Source organism: Enterobacter cloacae complex sp. 418I7, assembly GCF_050030705.1.
Classification (GTDB): domain Bacteria; phylum Pseudomonadota; class Gammaproteobacteria; order Enterobacterales; family Enterobacteriaceae; genus Enterobacter; species Enterobacter intestinihominis.
The window spans coordinates 3,497,337-3,515,088 of sequence record NZ_JBLGUU010000001.1; the positions used below are offsets into that span (position 1 = coordinate 3,497,337).

Sequence of the window (17,752 nt, forward strand, 5' to 3'; positions counted from 1 at the left end):
CTAACATGATCTCCATCACCAATCTGCTATAGTAGCCCAAATTCATTTTTCAGGAAGAAATCATGCGCCAACGAAACATTGTCTGCCCCATCATCCAGAATGACGGAGCCTACCTGCTATGTAAAATGGCCGACGATCGCGGTGTATTCCCCGGTCAGTGGGCACTCTGCGGTGGTGGAATGGAACCAGGCGAAACCATGGAACAGGCGCTGCGCCGTGAAGTCCGTGAGGAGCTGGGCGACGCGCTGGACATTATCGACGTCAAGCCCTGGGCTTTTCGCGATGACATCAGGGTCAAAACTTACGCCGATGGTACCACCGAGGAAATTTATATGATTTATCTGATCTTCGACTGCATCAGCGCCAATCGGGATGTTACGTTTAACGACGAGTTTCAGGAGATCGCCTGGGTTTATCCGGAATCGTTAAGAGAGCTGGATCTCAACGAGGCCACGCGCATTACCTTTGCGCAAAAGGGCCTTCTTTAATCGCCCACTGCCCCGGCGTTTTACCGGTCCACGTTCTGAAAACTTCAATAAATGCGCTGACGCTGCTGTATCCGCACGAGAGCGCAATCCACCCCACCGGCTTCCCCGCCGCCAGCCACTCCATCGCCTGCATGACGCGCGCCAGCTGGCGCCAGTTGACGAAGTTCATCCCCGTCTCCGCGCTAAACCGCCGGTTGAATGTACGTACGCTCATCCCGGCACGGCTGGCATGGCTTTCCACCGTCTGATTATCATCGACGGATTGCAGCAGTTTCCTGACCACATTTTTCAGCCGGGGATCGGTCGGTACGGGCAGATAAAAGCGGACCTGAGACGCCAGAGCCAACTCCTCCAGCAGCAGGATGAGCTTTCGGGGATCGTATTCACTCCCGGCAACGCTTAAACGGGAAAACAGTGCATCGGTAAAATCGTCCGACTCGAAAAGCGTGGCCTCTTCCGGAAGCCCTTCACAATGGGCAGGGTCAAGATAGACAGCGCAACCTTCAATCGCACTTTCCGAAAAGGCAGCGTGCTGCTGACCAGGCGGGATCCAGCCGATATGTTTTGCGGGTACCACCGAACGCCCCAGCGGCGTCTCAATCACCAGCAGCCCCGCAGCAATGCGCCAGAGCTGGCCGGCATGATGGCTGTGCCACGGGGTGTGATAGCCGCCGGGATGAACAAGCCTCTCAGTTGTCAGCATGAATTTGACCGAAAATCGTTATTCTTCGACTTATTACAGAAACTACGCCTTATGCTGTCAAGGATAATAGCGGCTCAACATCACGAGGAGCTAACATGACCATCATTACATCCCTGATAAACCAGCCCGACAACACCGCGCAGCGCGAGCAAATGGCCTGTCTGTTAACCCGCTTATTCAATGGCAATGTAGATCCGGCAGAGGTGTTTACGCCCGATTACCAGCAGGTTACGGACGGTCACATGCTTGATTATCAGGGATTTATGAAACACCTGAACCATGTGCGTGCGCAGATCCGCGAGATTACGTTTACCGTGGAAGCGTTATGTTGCCATAACGAATGTGTGGCAGACCGGCACAGAGTGGCCGTGACATATCCGGATGGTCGCCAGGCAGAATTAGAGGTGTATATGTTTGCCACGCTGCGCGAGGGGAAAATTTGTCGGATCCATGAAGTCACACAGGTGCCAGACGGCGATGCATTTGACCGCACCCTCGCCCACGCCACGCAATAACCTTACCCTACACGGGAACAGCGCATAACGGCATCTGCCATTATGCGCATCCGCTTACAGGGAAATTTTCAGACGTCGAACCGCTTCTTTAAGCTGCTCATCCGTTGGGGTAACGAAAGACATGCGCAGCGTGGTGTGGTCCGGCTCGTTGCAGTAGAAGAACTCACCCGGCACAAACACGACGCCGTTGCTCAACGTTTTTTCCAGCCATTTCGTCGTATTGATGCCGTTATTCATTTTCGCCCACAGGAACATGCCGCCCTTTGGCTTGTGGAACGACATCACATCGCCCAGCTCCGCTTCCAGTTCACTGGCAAAGGTCTGGTATTTCTGGCGATAGGCTTCGCGGATCATTTTAATCTGATTCGCCAGACGACCGGTTTTCAGATATTCGTACGTCATCAGCTGCGACAGCGTGCTGGTGTGCAGATCGGTGGTTTGCTTGAGGTTCACCACCGCACGCTTCAGCCACTCCGGCACCAGCACCCAGCCCACGCGGGTGCCCGGCGCGAGGATTTTAGAGAAGGTGGAGGTGTACACCACGTTATCCTCATTGCCGATATCTTTGGCATGAGCAATCAGCGGGCGGAACGCTTCCTCGGTATAGTTGATTTCGCTGTACGGATCGTCTTCGATAATCACGAAGTCATAGCGCTTCGATAATTCCACCAGCTGTTTACGACGCGCCTCGGAGAGCGTCACGCCGCCCGGGTTACCAAAGGTTGGCACGATATAAACCGCTTTGATGGTTTTGGTTGCCACCAGCGCTTCAAGTTCATCTACTTTCATGCCGTCGCCGTCGGTGCCGACGGATTCAAAATTCGCCTGTGCCAGGCCAAAGACCTGCAACGCGGCGAGGTAGGTCGGACGCTCAACGACGACCGTATCGCCCGGGTTAATTAACGCACGCGCCAGCACGTCAAGCGACTGTTGAGAGCCGGATGTAATGACCACGTCATCGGCTTTACAGGCGATGCCGCGACCTTCACAGATGCGTTGGATCTCTTCGCGCAGCCCCGGGACGCCTTCCGTCAGGCCGTACTGGAACGCTTCGCCAAAATGCTGAGACAGCACGGCATCAGCGGCAATTTTTAAACCTTCATGATCGAACAGATCCGGGTTTGGAATACCGCCCCCCAGCGAAATCACGCCTGCCATTTTGCTATGTTTTAATAATTCACGGATGGCAGAGGATTGCAGGCCCTGCGCGCTGCTGGCGAGTTTGTTTGCAGACATTCTTTACTTACCTTCTTTTTTTATATTGTGCCCAATCTTAGCAGAATATGGGCAATAAATTCCGTTAGCTTAGGCAGCGGACGCAAATCCTGGCGCCACAATAAATGCACCGGCCTCGGCGCGGGCGTAAACGCTTCCAGAACCCGAACCAGCCTGCCGTTTGCCAGCTCTTCAGCCACCAGCACTTCCGGTTGCAGCAATAGTCCTGCCCCGGCTCGCGCCGCCATGCGTAAGCCGTAGCCGTCATTGCATCGTAAGACGGCATCACGCTTCCAGCGCACCTCGCCTTCCACACCGGGCAGCCGCCACTCGTTACGCGCCGTCCATACCGTGTGCGACAGACACAGGTGATCCACCAGATCGGCTGGCGTTTGCGGCGTACCGTGACGCGCCAGATATTCCGGCGCGGCGCAGATCGTCATGTTGTAGGGACACAGGTATTTCGCCACCAGATCCTCATTTCGGATCTCCCCGATGCGAATGGCCAGATCGATCCCTTCCTCCACCAGATCCACCATTCGGTTGGTGAGATCCAGTTCGATGCGCACTTGCGGGTAGCGCTGTAAAAACGTGGCCGTCAGAGGCGCGATAACGCAGCCGCCAAACGAGGTGGGTGCCGTCACGCGCAGGGTGCCGGCGGGCGTGGCTCGCAGACGTTCAACTGCGTTTTCAGCAATGGAGACCTGCTCCAGCACGCGCCTGGCCTCTTCGAAATAAACGCGTCCGGCGTCGGTCAGGCTCTGGCGTCGGGTGTTGCGTTCCAGTAGCCGCGTGCCGAGCTGCGATTCCAGCAATGCAATATACTTCCCGACCATCACCGCCGACATCTCCAGCCGGGCCGCCGCGCCGGTGAAGCTGCCGCTTTCCACTACCGCGATGAACGTCTCCATCCCGCGAAGCTTATCCATATTCCAAACCTCTGGTTAGTAATCTTCTAACGTTAGCCCAGTTTATCTGAGTTTTTATTTATTAAAGAATGAAGGCTCACAACATAAGGAGTCTGCTATGAAAATCGTCATTATTGGTGCCAGCGGTACGGTCGGTCGTGCAGTCACAGAAGAGTTAAGCCAACGCCACGAGACGATCCGCGTGGGTCGCACGCAGGGCGAGCATCAGGTGGATATCACCTCGCAGGCGAGCGTACAGGCGCTGTTCGAAAAGATCGGCCCGGTGGATGCGATTGTCTCCGCCAGCGGTGGGGTACACTTCGGCCCGCTCGCAACCATGACCGACGGCGAGTTCAACCGGGGCTTGCAGGATAAGCTACTGGGGCAGGTTCGTCTGGCGCTGACCGGCCAGCACTTCCTGAACGAAGGCGGCTCGATCACGCTGATAAGCGGGATTGTGGCGCACGAACCGATTGCTCAGGGCGTCAATGCCACCACCGTAAACGCGGCGCTGGAAGGGTTTGTGCGCGCAGCGGCCTGTGAACTGCCGCGCGGGATCCGCATTAACCTGATCAGCCCGACGGTGCTGACGGAATCCGTCGAAGCATATGATGGCTTCTTCCCGGGCTTTGAAAGCGTTCCCGCTGCGACCGTTGCGCAGGCCTACCGCCGCAGCGTGGAAGGGGTACAGAGCGGGCGGGTATATAAAGTCGGCTATTAAGCCTTACGGGCGGCGATCAGCACCAGCATCGGGCGTTCCGCCTCTTCGGCCAGTGCGGGCCAGGCGTCAACCTGCGCCTGCGTTGGTCCCCACTCATTGACTTCACTTATCGTCAATCCGGCCTTGATCAGCGCGTTAAGCGTGGTACCCAGCGTGCGGTGGTATTTGATTACCCCCTCTGCCAGCCAGTTGCTGACGCGCTTGCCTTCGTCCTGATAATGGTTCACGCCCCAGAACCGCTCACCGTTGTCGTCGGTGAGCCAGCCCTGACGGGTAGCGCAGGTATAAATCGGGTGCTCCATCGAGAAAACCAGGCTGCCGCCGGGTTTAAGCGCACGCTGCACCCTGGCGAATAACGCATCCAGTTCCGGCAGATAGTGCAGCGCCAGCGAGCTGTAGACCAGATCGAGACTGTTTTCGCGAAGCTGAAGAGATTCCAGATCGCTACGCTGATAGTGGATCTGCGTGTCATCCGTCAATTCTACCGCGCGGGCGAGCATCTTTTCAGAGATATCGACGCCCGTGACGTCGCAAGCGCCCAGCTCGCGCGCTGCGCGACAGAACCATCCGTAGCCGCAGCCGAGATCGACAACCGCTTTACCGGTTAAATCTGGCAGCATTGCCTTGAGCGCGGGCCACTCCGGCGCGCCGTTCAGGCCCTGAACCGAGCGCGGAAGCTGGGCATAGCCTTCAAAAAATGCCGGGTTGTCGTAGATGTTTTGTGCCATGGCAGATCCCTCTTTAAGAATGTGCATAGCAGTATACTGCATTGTCGGGTGGCGGCTTCGCCTTACCCGACCTACAAAATCTCCGAACCGTAGGCCGGGTAAGCGCAGCGCCACCCGGCACCACATTAGCCCACAGAGCCCCAGACCAGATTCCCCTTGTGGAACGTCGCGGTACGCGGAGAGATACGCGCCACGGCCTCGGCGGAACAGGAGGCATCCACCAGCACGAAGCTGGCGTCGTCCTGCGCTTTAGGCCACACGCGCTCACCTTTGTCGTTCAGCGGCAGCACGTCGCCGGTGGCGATGCCCAGCGCCCGCGAAAGCGTCTGTTCGTTCGGGCGAATATAGAGCTGGGCGTAGAGGTTGGCTTTCTCCAGCATGTCCCCCAGACCGTACGGGGACCAGTGGTCAATCACGCTGTCGGTACCGGTCATGACAAACACGCCTTTTTCACGCAGCTGCTTCAACGGCATGTGCAGGGTGCCAATCGGCACGGTGGAGGCGATGGTCACCTGCTGCGCCGCCATGCGGGTGGCGATCTCATCCACCTGCTGTTCGTTAAGCGTCGCCAGCGCGAAGGCGTGGCTGATGGTCAGCTTCCCCTTCAGCGCCGGCGTTTTCTCCACGGTTTCTACCATGTAGTTCACCGCCGCCACGCCCGCCGGGCTGGTTTCGTGCAGATGAATATCCACCCCTTTGTTGTAATCCAGCGCAATCTGGAACATGGTGTCGAGGGATTTCTCCATCGCGCCGTCGACGCTGGTTGGGTCCAGCCCGCCCACGTAGTGCGCTCCGGCCTGCATCGCCTCGCGCATCAGCTTTTCAGAGTTGGAGAGCAGCAGACCGTGCTGCGGGAAGGCAACGATTTCACAGTCAAAACCTGGGCTTCGGCGCGCCAGTACCGCCTGCAAATTTTCCAGGTTTTTCAGGCCGGAAACCGGCTCTATGTTGCAGTGGCTGCGGGCGATGGTGGACCCTTTGGACTGGATCAGGTCGATCAGCTTTTCGGCGCGTTCTTGCGTGTAAGGCTGTAATTCCGGCAGCAGCTTCTGCTCCAGGCGGATCATGTCCTGAATGGTGGTACCCGCCGGACGGTTCAGGGAGCGCCACGGGCCGCCATAGAAGGTTTTGTCCAGATGGATGTGCATATCGCGCATCGCCGGGAGCATCAGCTTTTTGCCCGCATCGAAGTGCGGCAGGGCCGCGTCGGCGTGGCTGTTGTTATCGCGCAGGGCGACGATTTTCCCGTCTTTTATCTCAAGCGTTTTCAGCTCGGTGCGGGTACTTGTCACCACGCTGCCGTCGAAGTTAAACCCGGCTTCCAGCAGCACGTTATCGAGATAGTAATGTTTTGCGGTGATGTTCATCGGTTTACCCGTCTCGCAGGTTGCCTTAGCAGAATCGGCAGCATACGCGACAGAACCCGTGGCGCCAAACAGCGCGCAGGCGGTAACCATTTTACCGCTCTGGCTAATAAACTCGCGGCGGCTTTTATTCTCACTCATCTTATCTTCCTTCGTTAACAATGTGGGTACCCGTTTCACCGCGCAGCGCTGCGGGCAGGCAGTCCGGCGAGGTGATGATCACGCGCCTGCCGCCATGGCGTAAAAATTCCAGCGAAGCGACGATTTTCGGCAGCATGCTGCCCGCCGGGAAGTGGCCTTCATCCCTGTAGCGCGTCATCTGCGCCACGTTGACGGTATCCAGCGCCTGCTGGTTCGGCTTGCCGAAGTTAACGCACACTTTCTCCACGCCGGTGGTGATCACCAGCACGTCGGCGCCGATCTCGCGCGCCAGCAGCGCGGTGGAGAGATCTTTATCTATCACCGCGTCCACGCTCTGATAATCGCCCTGGTCACTGCGCACCACAGGAATGCCTCCGCCGCCCGCGCCGATCACCACAAATCCTTTCTGCGTCAGCGCCTTGATGGCGTCCGCCTCGACAATGCGCCGCGGCTGCGGTGAAGCCACCACGCGGCGATAGCCCCGGCCTGAATCCTCGACAAAATGCCAGTCCGGATGCGCAAGTTGCAGTTCGTCGCGCTGCGCCTCGCTGAAGAACGCGCCGATGGGTTTCGTCGGGTGCATAAAGCCAGGATCATTTTTATCCACCTCCACCTGCGTGACGACCGTGACCGCTTTTTGTTCCCCGCGCGCCGCCAGGCGGTTGTTGAGCGCCTGCTGGATCAGGTAGCCGATCCCACCCTGGGTATCTGCCACGCAGTTTGCCAGCGGGGTCAGCGGCAGCCCTTCCCGCTCGTGGGCGATCTCGGCGCGGCGCAGATCCAGCCCCACCTGAGGGCCGTTGCCGTGGGTGAGCACGATGTCATAGTCCGAGGCCAGCATTTCGAGCACCGACTCAGCCACCGCTTTGACCGCCTGCGCCTGATGCTCAATCGACTGGCTGGCGTTGTCTTTGATAATGCTGTTGCCGCCGATGGCAACGACCATAAGCTCTTTCATTTTGTTTCCTTTAGAAGGTGCGTTCTGGCGCCCTCACCCTGGCCCTCTCCCACTGGGAGAGGGGGATTAACAGAGATATCGAGAACATGCTTCACCACAAACATCCCGCCCATCATCAGGTAGGCCGTGACGAACATCAGGGAACTGCCCTCGGCAAAGCCCACCACCGGGGCGTGGATCACGCCAAACAGCGCCAGCAGCGCGCCTCCTGCGGCGGCGACGGCCCCGCGTAGCGGTTTGTTGATGATGGCGAAGATGGCGATACAGCCCCAGAGCATGCTGGCGAGCGGCGCGCCGTTGCCGAGATGCATCAGGCCTTCGTAGTAGATCCCCTTGCTGTGCAGCACGTCGGTGCCAATTTTCGCCGCGCTGGTCCCCGCCGCGCTCATCACGCTGTTCATCATGGTCAGCGCCCAGTTGGCGATCCACGGGAACAGGCAGATGAAGATGACGGGCACCTCCACTTTCGGGGTTTCCCTCACCACCTGGTTGGCGGTGACGACGCCGATAAACACCAGAATCGGCACGATGGCGGTCATCGGGATGATGGCGAGCATAAAGGCCCCCAGCCCGAACAGCGGCACGATGAACATGGTCACGCCGGACGCCAGGGTGTAGCCGATGCTGGCGCCCATCGTTTTCCAGCCAGGATGGCCGACGTAGACCGTGACCGGGAACGGATTGCCCATCAGGCAGCCGAGCATGGAGGCCAGACCGTTCGCCAGCATTACCTTGCGGGTCGGGTATTCATCCCCCGCCGCGTGGGCGCTTTCGATGTTCTCCAGGTCAAAGATGTAGTTCGCCAGCCCCAGCGGTACGGCGGACGCCAGATACGGCAGCGCATGCGGCAACCCCTGCATAAAGCTGTCCACATGCACTTCCGGCGGGTTAAAGCCGAAGGATGACATGGACGCTTTAATGGCATCCGGGCTTTGCAGGCCGGAGATCCACGCAAGCAGAGTACCGGCAATCAACAACAGCAGGCCGGTCGGGATGCGGGCGAAAATCGGCTTTTTACCGAACCAGTTAATGAAGATCAGCAGCAGGACGATAAACGACACGGTCGGCGCTTCGAACGCCTGCAACATCGGGTTCATCGCCAGCAGGAGCAGGCCAAGACCGGACAGGCACGACAGCAGCACGGTACGCGGGATCATCTTGCGGATGGTTTCCCCCAGGAAGGAACCGCCCGCGAGGATCATCGCTTCCACAAAGCACCACACCAGGCCAATCTGAATCGCGAAATCCGCATCGCCGGTTTGCTGGTAAACCGGCATTAAGACCAGGAAGGTCACGGTAAAAATCGACGGCGCGCTCGGGCCGGACGGCAGCGCAGTGACGTCCGTTCGTCCGGTGGCGCGCGCCATTTGCAGGCCAAACCACGTATAGCAAAGACTCGCCACCAGCACCGCCAGCCCGAAGGCTGGCGCGATGCGTCCATAAACAATCTCCTTCGGGATGCCGACGACAAAAATGAGCAACCCCATCATGGTCAGCAAATTGGTCAGGTTGTTGGTCATCAACCCGAAATAAGCTGCCCAGTCACCTCTTTTCCACTCCAGTTTCATGTTTTTCATGGATGCATACCTTATAGAACGTAGCGATCGCGGAAGGTTAACAGCGCCTTTTCAAAACAGCTAAACGGCGGGTGAACGATGCCCGCCCCAATCATGCCGATACCGGCGTCCTTATGGGCAATGGCAGTATTAATGACCGGCAGAATGCCGCTGCCCGCGACCTTCGTGATGTCGATGGCGGACGGGATGCCCATAAACGACAGCAGCGGAATGGTGACGTTCGGGTTTTCGCCGAGAGTGATTTCGCGCATCTGGCGGGAGAAATCGATGGCTTCCTCCACCGTGCCGCCCACCAGCGCCACGATTGCCGGGGCTGTCGCCATCGCAAAGCCGCCGATGCCGTAGGTTTCGGTAATCGCGCTGTCGCCGATATCCAGCCCGGAGTCTTCCGGCTTATAGCCCGCGAACATCGGGCCGATCACCTGCTGCGCCGGGCCGGTGAACCACTGCCCCGGCAGGCCGGAGACGCGCAGGCCGAACTCGTAGCCGTTGCGCGCCATGGTGGTGACGACGGTGCTGTACTCAATGCCGTGGGCGGCATCCAGCGCGGCCTTACACATTGCCATCCACGTCGGACCGGAGAAGTAGTCGCTGCTGGCGACAAACTCGAACACTTCACGCTGCTGCGCCACCGGATAGCCCGCCTGGATCAGCCCCGGCGTCAGCGCCTGAATAAGCAGCGTGGTGCCCGCGTTGTTGCGGTTGTGGCACTCGTCGCCCATGTGCAGCGCCTGGGCCAGCATCAGTCGCAGGTCGATTTCGCCGATAATCTTCATCGCGTCGCGCAGCATTGGGCCGAGCACGTCGCGCATCCAGTTCAGGCGGTCGATCACGCTCTGATCGTTGGCCCCCATGCGCAGGATCTTCGCCATCTGCTCGCTGAGGTTGGTGAAGGCGCGGTTGCCGTAGGTTTTGTTCTCAACGATGTGCATAAACATCGACGCGGAGGTGACGCCCGCCATAGAGCCCACACAGTCGTGCTCGTGGCACGGCGAGAAGGTGATCTTCCCGGAAGCCGCCAGCCTTGCGGCGTCCTCCAGATCCGTCGCCAGCCCTTCAAACACCAGCGCGCCGGTAACCGCGCCCTTCATCGCCCCGCACATGTTTTCCCAGGTAACAGGCGGACCGGCGTGCAGAATGGTGGTGCGAGTCATGCCCGGCACCACGTTGATGGCCTGGTCATAGCCCACCAGCACCGGATGGGACTGAATAATGCGCTCAAGGGCAATGTTGTTCGCGGCGGCAATTTTCTCCGCCAGCGGTTTTTCCGCCAGCCGATCCAGCGCGTCCACCACCTGCATATTGCCCTGCCCCGGCGGCGTCCAGTCGAGCTGGGTCACGGGAACGTGCTGTTTTTTGAGGTCGTCGCTGAACATCGCAATCCCGACGTTAATCACGTTCAGCGGTTGGTTGAATAAGGTCGTCATTATGCTCTCTCCCCTTTGCAGACAAATTCGCGTGCCAGTAATCCGGTATTGGTGCTGCTGCTGGCCCAGATGACGCCTGCGTCGGTCAGCAGCTGGCACTGCTGGGCCAGCGACTGCGGATCCTGATCGGTGCCGAGCACGTAGCCGAGAATTTCCAGCGGACGGTTGTCGGCTTTCGCGATTGCCTGTGCCTCTTTGATCGCCTCGATCATCACCCCCACCGGATCCTCGTGTGCGCCAAAGCCCAGCACGAAGTCCATCACGATGACGCCCACCTGCGGATCGCGCGCCTCCTGTAGCAGGCGGCTGATGCGGTTGGTCGGGTCGATCATCGGGTGTGGTTTGCCGTTGGTGAAATCGTCGTCACCGAAATCAAGGAAGGTGTGGGCCTGGCTGACGCTGATGTCCTTCAGACGCCTGGCCGGATCCGGCTGGATGTTGCTGTAAACATCGTCAAACTTCTCCAGCGCGGCAAACATCGCTTCGTCGCACAGGGTGCCGCCGCAGAACAGGCCGCGAATGTACTTCTGCCGCGGCGTCAGGCGGGCGCGCACCTCTTCGATCAGCGGCCAGTTGAGCGGATGTAAATCCAGGGAGTCTTTTTTAATGCCGGTAAGCAGCACCGCTTTCAGGGCCGCCTCTTTGGTGCCACGAGCAAACTGCAAGCCGTCTTCATCGGCTGGCGGTTCGTTGCGGCCCAGGAAGCACACAACCACAGGTTTGCGGCAGGCGCGTGCCCGGGCCAGCACTTTCTCTGCCACCGCGGGTGCAGGCGGTTTGGAGATGAGCGCTATCACCCGGGTCGCGTCGTCCGCCTCCAGCATGTCGATGGCGTCGAGCATCATCAGGCCGCCAATCTTCTCGCTGAGATCGCGCCCGCCGGTGCCGATCAGCTGCGACACGCCGCCGCCGAACTCGTGAATGCGCACGCTCAGCTCCTGGCTACCGGTGCCGGAGGCGCCAACGATGCCAATCGGCCCGCGACGTACCGCGTTGGCAAAGCACAGCCCCGCGCCGTTGATAATGGCGGTGCCGCAGTCCGGCCCCATCATTAGCAATCCTTTGTCATGCGCCAGCTGCTTCAGCGCCAGCTCGTCGTCGAGCGACACATTATCGGAAAACAGCATTACGTTGAGATCGTTTTCCAGCGCCTGGCGCGCTTCGCGGGCGGCGAAGGTGCCGTTGACGGATATCACCGCAAGGTTGCTGTCCGGACGATGGGTTTTGGCGCTGGCAATTGTCGCGTAGCGTGCTTCATGGGAGCCAGCGCTCTCTTTACGCGTGAATAACGCTTCAATGGCGGCAAGGGTTTCCTCATTCGCCGCGTCGCCTTTAATAACGATCATCAGGTCGCCGTTTTTCGCGTCCGCTAATTCCGGCGTTAATAGCCCGAGGTTTTTTAATACCCCTTTGTTCATTTCCGTCGCCATCGCCACAAACGCCTGCTCGACGCCCGGCAATTTATTGGCTTTGGTGGAAACCGACATTAAGGAAACCGAATCGAAATACGTATTCTTTTTTATGACGATTTTGGTTGGCATTATTTTCACCTGTTTAAGATAAAAGGGGGCCGCCGTCGTGCTAAATGCACGTCGGTAACAATGCGTTTTTTGATTCACGGCCAGCCAGGGGAAGGCTGACCGAATGCGCTATGCGCCTGCCGCCAGCAGCAGGTCTGCGATCGCGTTGAAGCCTTTTTCCCGCGCCAGTTCGAGCGGGGTTTTGCCGTATTTATCAGTCATGTGCGGATTCGCGCCGTGATCCAGCAGCAGCTTCACAATTTCCTGCTGCTTTGCGCCGCCGTCGTTTAACACGATGGCCTCAAGCAACGGCGTCCAGCCGACAAAATTGGTGTGGTTGACGTTAATGTCGGTTTTTTCCAGCAGCTCGCGCACGATTTCAACGTGCCCTTTTTCACTGGCAGGGGTAATGCCCACGCCGCCAAAGCGCGTCAGACGGTCGAGATCCGGATCCGCCGGAAGGACAATGCGCAGCAGGGTTAAATCATTGGTCAGGCAGCCGATCAGGAAGGGGTTAAAACAGGTCTGGTCCTGTTTATCAATATCCGCCCCGGCGGCAATTAAAAATTCCACACAGGCGTAATGCTTTTTCAGGCTGGCAATAATAATGGCGGTTCTTTTCTGGCGGTTGGTCGCGTCAATATCCACGCCTTTTTCCAGGCAGGCTTTTAGCGCGTCGATATTACCCTCTTCTGCCGCCAGCAAAAATTCTGTAACCAGTGCAGTTGCAGACATATTCAGACTCCCTATGTTTCACTTCTGATGACCTGAGAATAGCAACAGCCTGGTCATAAAAGAATCCGCTTAAAAATGATTCATCGACACGCAATTCATTGTTGAGTTAAATTCAACAGTCCGGCAAAAACGTGCGTCTGTGCAACCTTTTTCTTATGGTTTACCGCTTTTACGCGCCTCGGGCTGCATTATCCTTATGAATGAAAAAGCCTTACACAGCGCGGCCCTACGTAAAAATCCAGAACTGTGACCGACATCAACTATGATGTAACGCCGGTGTTAAAATATGTTCAAAACTGATGGTAACCAGGAGCCATAATATGAATTCCATCTTTACCGAAGAGAATTTGCTGGCCTTCACCACCGCGGCACGCTTTGGCAGTTTTAGCAAAGCGGCTGCCGAGCTGGGCGTGACCACTTCCGCCATCAGTTACACCATCAAACGTATGGAGACCGGGCTGGACGTGGTGCTGTTTGTACGCAACACGCGCAGCATTGAGCTGACCGAATCCGGTTTTTATTTTTATCGTAAAGCGACCGACCTGCTGAATGACTTTCATGCCATCAAGCGCGGGATTGATACCATTTCGCAGGGCATTGAGACGCGGGTGCGCATCTGCATTAATCAGCTTTTGTATACGCCACGCCATACCGCGCGTTTGCTCCAGGTGCTGAAAAAACAGTTTCCTACCTGCCAAATCACGGTGACGACCGAGGTGTATAACGGCGTCTGGGATTCCATCATTAATAATCAGGCCAACATCGCCATTGGCGCGCCGGATACGCTGCTGGATGGCGGAGGCATCGATTACACCGAGATAGGCGCGATCCGCTGGGTATTTGCCATCGCGCCCACGCATCCGCTGGCGTTCGCCCCGGAGCCCATTTCCGAAAGTCAGCTGCGTCTGTATCCCAATATCATGGTCGAGGACACCGCGCATACCATCAACAAGAAGGTCGGCTGGCTGCTTCACGGTCAGGAGGCGATTCTGGTACCGGACTTTAACACCAAATGTCAGTGTCAGATCCTGGGGGAAGGTATTGGATTTTTACCGGAGTATATGACGCGTGAGGCGGTGGAGGACGGGCTGCTGGTAAAGCGGCGAATCAATAATCCGCGCCAGGACTCGCGCATGCTGCTCGCCACGCAGCATGCGGCGACCGGTCAGGTCACGCGCTGGATCAAACAGCAGTTTGGCCCCGAGGGCGCGCTGACCCGGATCTACAGTGATCTATTGTGGCGTACCTAGCTTTTCGTCTGAACCCAAAACGCGTGGATAAGACCCGGGAAGTAACCCAGGATGGTCAGAAGGATGTTCAGGATAAACGCCCAGCCCAGTCCCTTGCCAAGCAGCACGCCCAGCGGCGGGAGAATAATCGTAAAAACAACGCGCCAAAAACCCATAAATAACTCCGTGCAAGCTAACCAATTGAAAATTATAAAAGACACTTCTCTAAGCGTAGCCAGTTTACGGGTAACTGCCATTCGTCTCTCGCGCTTTTACCTGCCTTTACCCTCTTTACACTGGCTGAAACCCTGCCTTAAATGCTCTACTGTTCTGAAATTGACCGTAAGGAAACACAATGTCTCTTCCTCTTATTTCGCCGCAGCAGGCAAACGCGCTTATTGCTGAAGGCGCCAAACTTATCGATATTCGCGACCCCGACGAGTATGCCCGCGAGCATATTCCAGTGGCGCACTCCATTCCGCTGGATTCGTTACCCGGCGGGCTTAACGCAGCGCCGGGAGAAACGGTGATTTTCCACTGTCAGTCTGGCGCAAGAACCGCAAACAATGATGCTCGTCTTGCCCGGGCAGCGTCCCCTGCGAACGCCTTTGTGGTTGAGGGAGGCATTCAGGGCTGGAAGCAGGCCGGGCTGCTGACCGTTGAAGATAAATCGCAGCCGCTTCCGCTGATGCGTCAGGTGCAGATCGCCGCCGGGCTGCTGATTCTCTGCGGCGTGGTGCTGGGTTACAGCGTCTCCAGCGGCTTTTTCCTGCTAAGCGGTTTTGTGGGCGCCGGGCTGCTGTTCGCCGGAGTGACAGGTTTTTGCGGTATGGCGCGACTGCTGAAAGTGATGCCGTGGAACCGACGTACCTGATAAGGGGTATCTGAAAGATTAGGCTGTACCCCGCCCCGGACGTGGGCTATGGTGAAGATCGTGACAATGATGAGGAGGTGCTATGTTTTCTGTCGGTGATTATGTCCAACCGCGTCAGGGCGGTCCGAAACTGAAAGTGCTCGAAGTAAATGGTGAAAACATTGTGGCCGTGCAGGCCAGCAATGAGCAGGGCGAGAAATATCACCTGAAAGCGGCGGACGTAGTTCTGTACTCCGAAGAAGGTGACTTTGGCGTCTGCTAAGTCAATAATCGGGCGGAATACACCGCCCGAATAATCATCAGATCAGGAAATCATCCAGCGATTTACCGTTTGCCAGTGCGTTCGCAATTGGCTTTGGCGTACGTCCCTGACCGGTCCACGTTTTCTCTTCACCGTTCGCGTCGATGAAACGATATTTCGCCGCACGCGCTTTACGTTTTTTAGCCGGCTGGCCCGCATGAGCCAGTTCTCCGCCTAACAGATCGCTCGGGGAAATACCGTCTGCCTTCATCAGTTCCAGCAGAGCATTAATTTTATCCTGCTGTTCAGCGCGCTGGCGCTCTAATTCAGCCTGCTCGCTGCGTTTTTCTTCTGTGACAATCCGAACTTTTTCCAGCACTTCTTCCAGAACATCCATGGATAATTCACGCGCCAGCGCCCGGAGGGTACGGATATTATTAAGATTCTGTAACGTTAAAGCCATAATAATGAGAAACCTTTCTTCGTGTGTATAACATAAATCAAGCAACAGAATAATTGATTTTTGTTCTGATATCTACCCACTCTGTCGTTTTGACATTATTGTAAATGTTTTAGAATATCCCGTTAATATAACCCCGAATTACCTGTCAGTTTTAATGCGTAATATTCCGTCCTGCACCTGGTCAAAAATCCCTGTTTAAAGCCGTTCAAAAAACCGCCCGGCATCCTCCGAATAACAAACGTTATACGCTTGCTCAGATAAGCTAATAGTCTGATTTCGTTTAATAAAACGGTGGATGGGAAAGAAAATAACGACTCGCACAAAAAACAGCCAACTTTAGAGAATTTTATGGACAAAGCGTCCATAAATAAAAATTAATCACTACTTGTTAGTTAAAAGCCAGAGGGATACGCTATACACTCAAAACAAACCAACCTAAAGCACTAAACGCCGCAGGTAAAAACGCCACTTTTTTGTCCTGTTCGAGGAGTTCAGACATGTTCTCACCGCAGTCTCGCCTGCGCCATGCGGTAGCGGATACGTTCGCGATGGTCGTTTACTGTTCCGTCGTAAACATGCTGATTGAAATTTTCCTGTCCGGAATGACCTTTGAGCAGTCCCTCTCATCGCGCCTGGTGGCCATTCCGGTGAATATCATGATTGCCTGGCCGTACGGAATGTATCGCGATGCGGTGATGCGTTTCGCCCGGCGTATTAGCCCGGCAGGTTGGGTAAAAAACCTGGCGGACGTGCTGGCTTACGTGACGTTCCAGTCCCCGGTGTATGTGGTTATTTTGCTGACGGTGGGCGCAGACTGGCATCAAATCGCCGCCGCGGTAAGTTCAAATATCGTGGTATCTATGCTGATGGGTGCGGTGTACGGTTACTTCCTTGACTACTGCCGCCGCCTGTTTAAAGTCAGCCCTTATAGTCAGGCAAAAGCGTAAGATAAGGCGACTGGCTCATGCCAGTCGCTGAGTTATTGTACGTCGCCAAACAGCCCTTTCAGGAAACGCTCCAGCGCCATACGCGAGCTGAAACCGTGCGGAATACCATAATGTTCATGCGTCTCGCCGCCTAAATAGAGCGGAAATTGCTGATAATGATCGCAGGTTTTAATATCCGAGGCGGGCTCAGCAAATGACAGGCTTCTGTCTTTGAGTGTCGGGTGAATAATGAGAGCAGTACGCCCCATTCTTGCTTCACGGTTGACGTAAACATAATTCTCACCACGGCGATATCCGTACGCTTTTGATGTTACCTCATCCATGGTGAACCCTTCTTTTTCAAGAACGCGCGCCACCTCATCGGGTCGTAAATACATATCTTTTCCTCATTATCATACCTGCCGGGCAACCTTACAGTATTCAGCATTAGCAGGGCTTTCAGAATATTCCATAAACTGCCCGATAAGCCGTGACTCGCTTCAGATATTACATTTCTGGACTAAACTAAACGGGAACACAAATTATGGAGGATCGTATGTTTAACAGACCGAACCGAAACGATATTAACGACGACACCCAGGATATTCGTAACGATGTCAGCCAATTAGCGGACACGCTGGAAGCCGTATTGAAATCCTGGGGCTCTGACGCGAAGGATGAAGCAGATGCCGCGAAACGTAAGGCTCAGTCTCTGCTGCGTGAAACGCGCGCAAGGATGAATGGCCGCTCACGTACCACTCAGGCGGCCTGCGATATGGCCAGCTGCGCCACCACCTTCGTACGTGAAAAACCGCTGTGTACGCTGGGAACGGTCGCGGCAGTCGGGATTTTTGTCGGCGCCCTGCTTAGCCTGCGTAAGTAAGCACGCGTTCTCAGCCCCGGTAGCCTCAGGCGCCGGGGCTTTTCTTTGCCTGAAAGCCTGAAAAACCCGCGCAGTCCGCCCTGCCCCGCCAGGCTCATCATTGGGGCCTTATCAATCTGAATTTCCCATATCTTGT

General features: G+C 56.5%; 21 protein-coding genes. 8 read left to right on the forward strand and 13 right to left on the reverse strand.

What is annotated here, in order from left to right; all coding sequences use genetic code 11:
* Positions 1–62: 62 nt before the first annotated feature.
* On the forward strand, positions 63–488 hold the full coding sequence (nudI, locus tag ACQG0S_RS16765) for a nucleoside triphosphatase NudI (RefSeq protein ID WP_048965954.1): 426 nt from the start codon (positions 63–65) through the stop codon (positions 486–488).
* On the opposite strand, the gene ACQG0S_RS16770 is transcribed toward nudI, so the two are convergent.
* Positions 460–1,191 (reverse strand): helix-turn-helix domain-containing protein, encoded by a 732-nt coding sequence (locus ACQG0S_RS16770; RefSeq protein ID WP_032625901.1) that lies wholly within the window; start codon positions 1,189–1,191, stop codon positions 460–462. The two genes, nudI and ACQG0S_RS16770, sit on opposite strands and share 29 nt — an antisense overlap.
* Before the next feature lie 95 nt (positions 1,192–1,286).
* On the opposite strand from ACQG0S_RS16770, the gene ACQG0S_RS16775 reads away from it, so the two are divergent.
* On the forward strand, positions 1,287–1,706 hold the full coding sequence (locus ACQG0S_RS16775) for a nuclear transport factor 2 family protein (RefSeq protein ID WP_045308442.1): 420 nt from the start codon (positions 1,287–1,289) through the stop codon (positions 1,704–1,706).
* Positions 1,707–1,760: 54 nt separating this feature from the next.
* Here the strand turns inward: ACQG0S_RS16775 and ACQG0S_RS16780 are convergent, their stop codons facing one another.
* Together ACQG0S_RS16780 and ACQG0S_RS16785 are read right to left on the reverse strand one after the other, a co-directional pair.
* Entirely contained in the window at positions 1,761–2,942 is a 1,182-nt protein-coding gene (locus ACQG0S_RS16780; protein ID WP_022649114.1) for a PLP-dependent aminotransferase family protein, read from the reverse strand.
* Between the two features lie 20 nt (positions 2,943–2,962).
* Complete coding sequence (locus ACQG0S_RS16785) at positions 2,963–3,850, reverse strand: LysR substrate-binding domain-containing protein (protein ID WP_048965955.1); 888 nt, start codon at positions 3,848–3,850, stop codon at positions 2,963–2,965.
* Positions 3,851–3,947: 97 nt separating this feature from the next.
* Between ACQG0S_RS16785 and ACQG0S_RS16790 the strand changes: the two genes are divergently transcribed.
* Entirely contained in the window at positions 3,948–4,550 is a 603-nt protein-coding gene (locus ACQG0S_RS16790; protein ID WP_023298436.1) for a short chain dehydrogenase, read from the forward strand.
* Here ACQG0S_RS16790 and ACQG0S_RS16795 read toward each other — a convergent pair.
* The 7 genes from ACQG0S_RS16795 to ACQG0S_RS16825 form a co-directional block, all read right to left on the reverse strand.
* Positions 4,547–5,278 (reverse strand): class I SAM-dependent methyltransferase, encoded by a 732-nt coding sequence (locus ACQG0S_RS16795; RefSeq protein ID WP_048965956.1) that lies wholly within the window; start codon positions 5,276–5,278, stop codon positions 4,547–4,549. The two genes, ACQG0S_RS16790 and ACQG0S_RS16795, sit on opposite strands and share 4 nt — an antisense overlap.
* 125 nt (positions 5,279–5,403) lie before the next feature.
* A complete protein-coding gene (locus tag ACQG0S_RS16800) occupies positions 5,404–6,783 on the reverse strand; it encodes an amidohydrolase family protein (RefSeq protein ID WP_063137597.1) in 1,380 nt (459 codons plus the stop codon).
* Between the two features lies 1 nt (position 6,784).
* Positions 6,785–7,741 carry a carbamate kinase family protein gene (locus ACQG0S_RS16805; protein ID WP_023306797.1) on the reverse strand — a complete coding sequence of 319 codons (957 nt, stop codon included), beginning with the start codon at positions 7,739–7,741 and terminating at the stop codon, positions 6,785–6,787.
* The gene (locus ACQG0S_RS16810; RefSeq protein ID WP_426750617.1) at positions 7,738–9,318 is read right to left on the reverse strand and encodes a xanthine permease; all 1,581 of its coding nucleotides are present in this window, start codon (positions 9,316–9,318) and stop codon (positions 7,738–7,740) included. Before ACQG0S_RS16810 ends, ACQG0S_RS16805 begins: the two co-directional genes overlap by 4 nt.
* A gap of 11 nt (positions 9,319–9,329) precedes the next feature.
* Positions 9,330–10,745 (reverse strand): DUF1116 domain-containing protein, encoded by a 1,416-nt coding sequence (locus tag ACQG0S_RS16815; RefSeq protein ID WP_023298441.1) that lies wholly within the window; start codon positions 10,743–10,745, stop codon positions 9,330–9,332.
* Positions 10,745–12,286: an acyl-CoA synthetase FdrA gene (fdrA, locus tag ACQG0S_RS16820; protein WP_032625914.1), complete on the reverse strand. Its 1,542-nt coding sequence runs from the start codon at positions 12,284–12,286 to the stop codon at positions 10,745–10,747. The genes ACQG0S_RS16815 and fdrA overlap by 1 nt, the downstream gene beginning before the upstream one ends.
* A gap of 108 nt (positions 12,287–12,394) precedes the next feature.
* Positions 12,395–13,000: an ankyrin repeat domain-containing protein gene (locus tag ACQG0S_RS16825; RefSeq protein ID WP_169441263.1), complete on the reverse strand. Its 606-nt coding sequence runs from the start codon at positions 12,998–13,000 to the stop codon at positions 12,395–12,397.
* A 320-nt stretch (positions 13,001–13,320) separates the two neighbouring features.
* Here ACQG0S_RS16825 and ACQG0S_RS16830 point away from each other — a divergent pair, with 320 nt between their 5' ends.
* On the forward strand, positions 13,321–14,250 hold the full coding sequence (locus ACQG0S_RS16830; RefSeq protein WP_032625925.1) for a LysR substrate-binding domain-containing protein: 930 nt from the start codon (positions 13,321–13,323) through the stop codon (positions 14,248–14,250).
* Here ACQG0S_RS16830 and ACQG0S_RS16835 read toward each other — a convergent pair.
* Positions 14,247–14,405: a YqaE/Pmp3 family membrane protein gene (locus ACQG0S_RS16835; protein ID WP_003862203.1), complete on the reverse strand. Its 159-nt coding sequence runs from the start codon at positions 14,403–14,405 to the stop codon at positions 14,247–14,249. The two genes, ACQG0S_RS16830 and ACQG0S_RS16835, sit on opposite strands and share 4 nt — an antisense overlap.
* Before the next feature lie 179 nt (positions 14,406–14,584).
* On the opposite strand from ACQG0S_RS16835, the gene ACQG0S_RS16840 reads away from it, so the two are divergent.
* Positions 14,585–15,103 (forward strand): rhodanese family protein, encoded by a 519-nt coding sequence (locus tag ACQG0S_RS16840; protein WP_032625926.1) that lies wholly within the window; start codon positions 14,585–14,587, stop codon positions 15,101–15,103.
* 82 nt (positions 15,104–15,185) lie between these two features.
* Positions 15,186–15,365 (forward strand): hypothetical protein, encoded by a 180-nt coding sequence (locus tag ACQG0S_RS16845; protein ID WP_006811690.1) that lies wholly within the window; start codon positions 15,186–15,188, stop codon positions 15,363–15,365.
* A gap of 37 nt (positions 15,366–15,402) precedes the next feature.
* Here the strand turns inward: ACQG0S_RS16845 and stpA are convergent, their stop codons facing one another.
* On the reverse strand, positions 15,403–15,807 hold the full coding sequence (gene stpA / locus ACQG0S_RS16850) for a DNA-binding protein StpA (RefSeq protein WP_022649126.1): 405 nt from the start codon (positions 15,805–15,807) through the stop codon (positions 15,403–15,405).
* A gap of 497 nt (positions 15,808–16,304) precedes the next feature.
* On the opposite strand from stpA, the gene alaE reads away from it, so the two are divergent.
* Positions 16,305–16,754, forward strand: coding sequence for an L-alanine exporter AlaE (gene alaE, locus ACQG0S_RS16855; RefSeq protein ID WP_022649127.1), 450 nt, complete (start codon positions 16,305–16,307; stop codon positions 16,752–16,754).
* A 32-nt stretch (positions 16,755–16,786) separates the two neighbouring features.
* Here alaE and ACQG0S_RS16860 read toward each other — a convergent pair whose 3' ends face one another.
* A complete protein-coding gene (locus tag ACQG0S_RS16860; protein ID WP_006811693.1) occupies positions 16,787–17,131 on the reverse strand; it encodes a DUF2002 family protein in 345 nt (114 codons plus the stop codon).
* Between the two features lie 158 nt (positions 17,132–17,289).
* Here ACQG0S_RS16860 and ACQG0S_RS16865 point away from each other — a divergent pair, with 158 nt between their 5' ends.
* Positions 17,290–17,616: a DUF883 domain-containing protein gene (locus ACQG0S_RS16865; RefSeq protein WP_017382769.1), complete on the forward strand. Its 327-nt coding sequence runs from the start codon at positions 17,290–17,292 to the stop codon at positions 17,614–17,616.
* Positions 17,617–17,752: the final 136 nt, after the last annotated feature.

Bases quoted from the DNA above. Each gene is read 5' to 3' on its own strand.
- alaE (WP_022649127.1), top strand. From the start codon at position 16,305: ATGTTCTCACCGCAGTCTCGCCTGCGCCATGCGGTAGCGGATACGTTC.
- ACQG0S_RS16835 (WP_003862203.1), bottom strand. From the start codon at position 14,405: ATGGGTTTTTGGCGCGTTGTTTTTACGATTATTCTCCCGCCGCTGGGC.
- ACQG0S_RS16790 (WP_023298436.1), top strand. From the start codon at position 3,948: ATGAAAATCGTCATTATTGGTGCCAGCGGTACGGTCGGTCGTGCAGTC.
- ACQG0S_RS16840 (WP_032625926.1), top strand. From the start codon at position 14,585: ATGTCTCTTCCTCTTATTTCGCCGCAGCAGGCAAACGCGCTTATTGCT.
- ACQG0S_RS16800 (WP_063137597.1), bottom strand. From the start codon at position 6,783: ATGAGTGAGAATAAAAGCCGCCGCGAGTTTATTAGCCAGAGCGGTAAA.
- ACQG0S_RS16785 (WP_048965955.1), bottom strand. From the start codon at position 3,850: ATGGATAAGCTTCGCGGGATGGAGACGTTCATCGCGGTAGTGGAAAGC.
- ACQG0S_RS16770 (WP_032625901.1), bottom strand. From the start codon at position 1,191: ATGCTGACAACTGAGAGGCTTGTTCATCCCGGCGGCTATCACACCCCG.
- ACQG0S_RS16775 (WP_045308442.1), top strand. From the start codon at position 1,287: ATGACCATCATTACATCCCTGATAAACCAGCCCGACAACACCGCGCAG.
- ACQG0S_RS16810 (WP_426750617.1), bottom strand. From the start codon at position 9,318: ATGAAAAACATGAAACTGGAGTGGAAAAGAGGTGACTGGGCAGCTTAT.
- ACQG0S_RS16865 (WP_017382769.1), top strand. From the start codon at position 17,290: ATGTTTAACAGACCGAACCGAAACGATATTAACGACGACACCCAGGAT.
- ACQG0S_RS16815 (WP_023298441.1), bottom strand. From the start codon at position 10,745: ATGACGACCTTATTCAACCAACCGCTGAACGTGATTAACGTCGGGATT.
- ACQG0S_RS16860 (WP_006811693.1), bottom strand. From the start codon at position 17,131: ATGTATTTACGACCCGATGAGGTGGCGCGCGTTCTTGAAAAAGAAGGG.
- ACQG0S_RS16805 (WP_023306797.1), bottom strand. From the start codon at position 7,741: ATGAAAGAGCTTATGGTCGTTGCCATCGGCGGCAACAGCATTATCAAA.
- ACQG0S_RS16795 (WP_048965956.1), bottom strand. From the start codon at position 5,278: ATGGCACAAAACATCTACGACAACCCGGCATTTTTTGAAGGCTATGCC.
- ACQG0S_RS16825 (WP_169441263.1), bottom strand. From the start codon at position 13,000: ATGTCTGCAACTGCACTGGTTACAGAATTTTTGCTGGCGGCAGAAGAG.
- ACQG0S_RS16830 (WP_032625925.1), top strand. From the start codon at position 13,321: ATGAATTCCATCTTTACCGAAGAGAATTTGCTGGCCTTCACCACCGCG.
- stpA (WP_022649126.1), bottom strand. From the start codon at position 15,807: ATGGCTTTAACGTTACAGAATCTTAATAATATCCGTACCCTCCGGGCG.
- nudI (WP_048965954.1), top strand. From the start codon at position 63: ATGCGCCAACGAAACATTGTCTGCCCCATCATCCAGAATGACGGAGCC.
- ACQG0S_RS16780 (WP_022649114.1), bottom strand. From the start codon at position 2,942: ATGTCTGCAAACAAACTCGCCAGCAGCGCGCAGGGCCTGCAATCCTCT.
- fdrA (WP_032625914.1), bottom strand. From the start codon at position 12,286: ATGCCAACCAAAATCGTCATAAAAAAGAATACGTATTTCGATTCGGTT.
- ACQG0S_RS16845 (WP_006811690.1), top strand. From the start codon at position 15,186: ATGTTTTCTGTCGGTGATTATGTCCAACCGCGTCAGGGCGGTCCGAAA.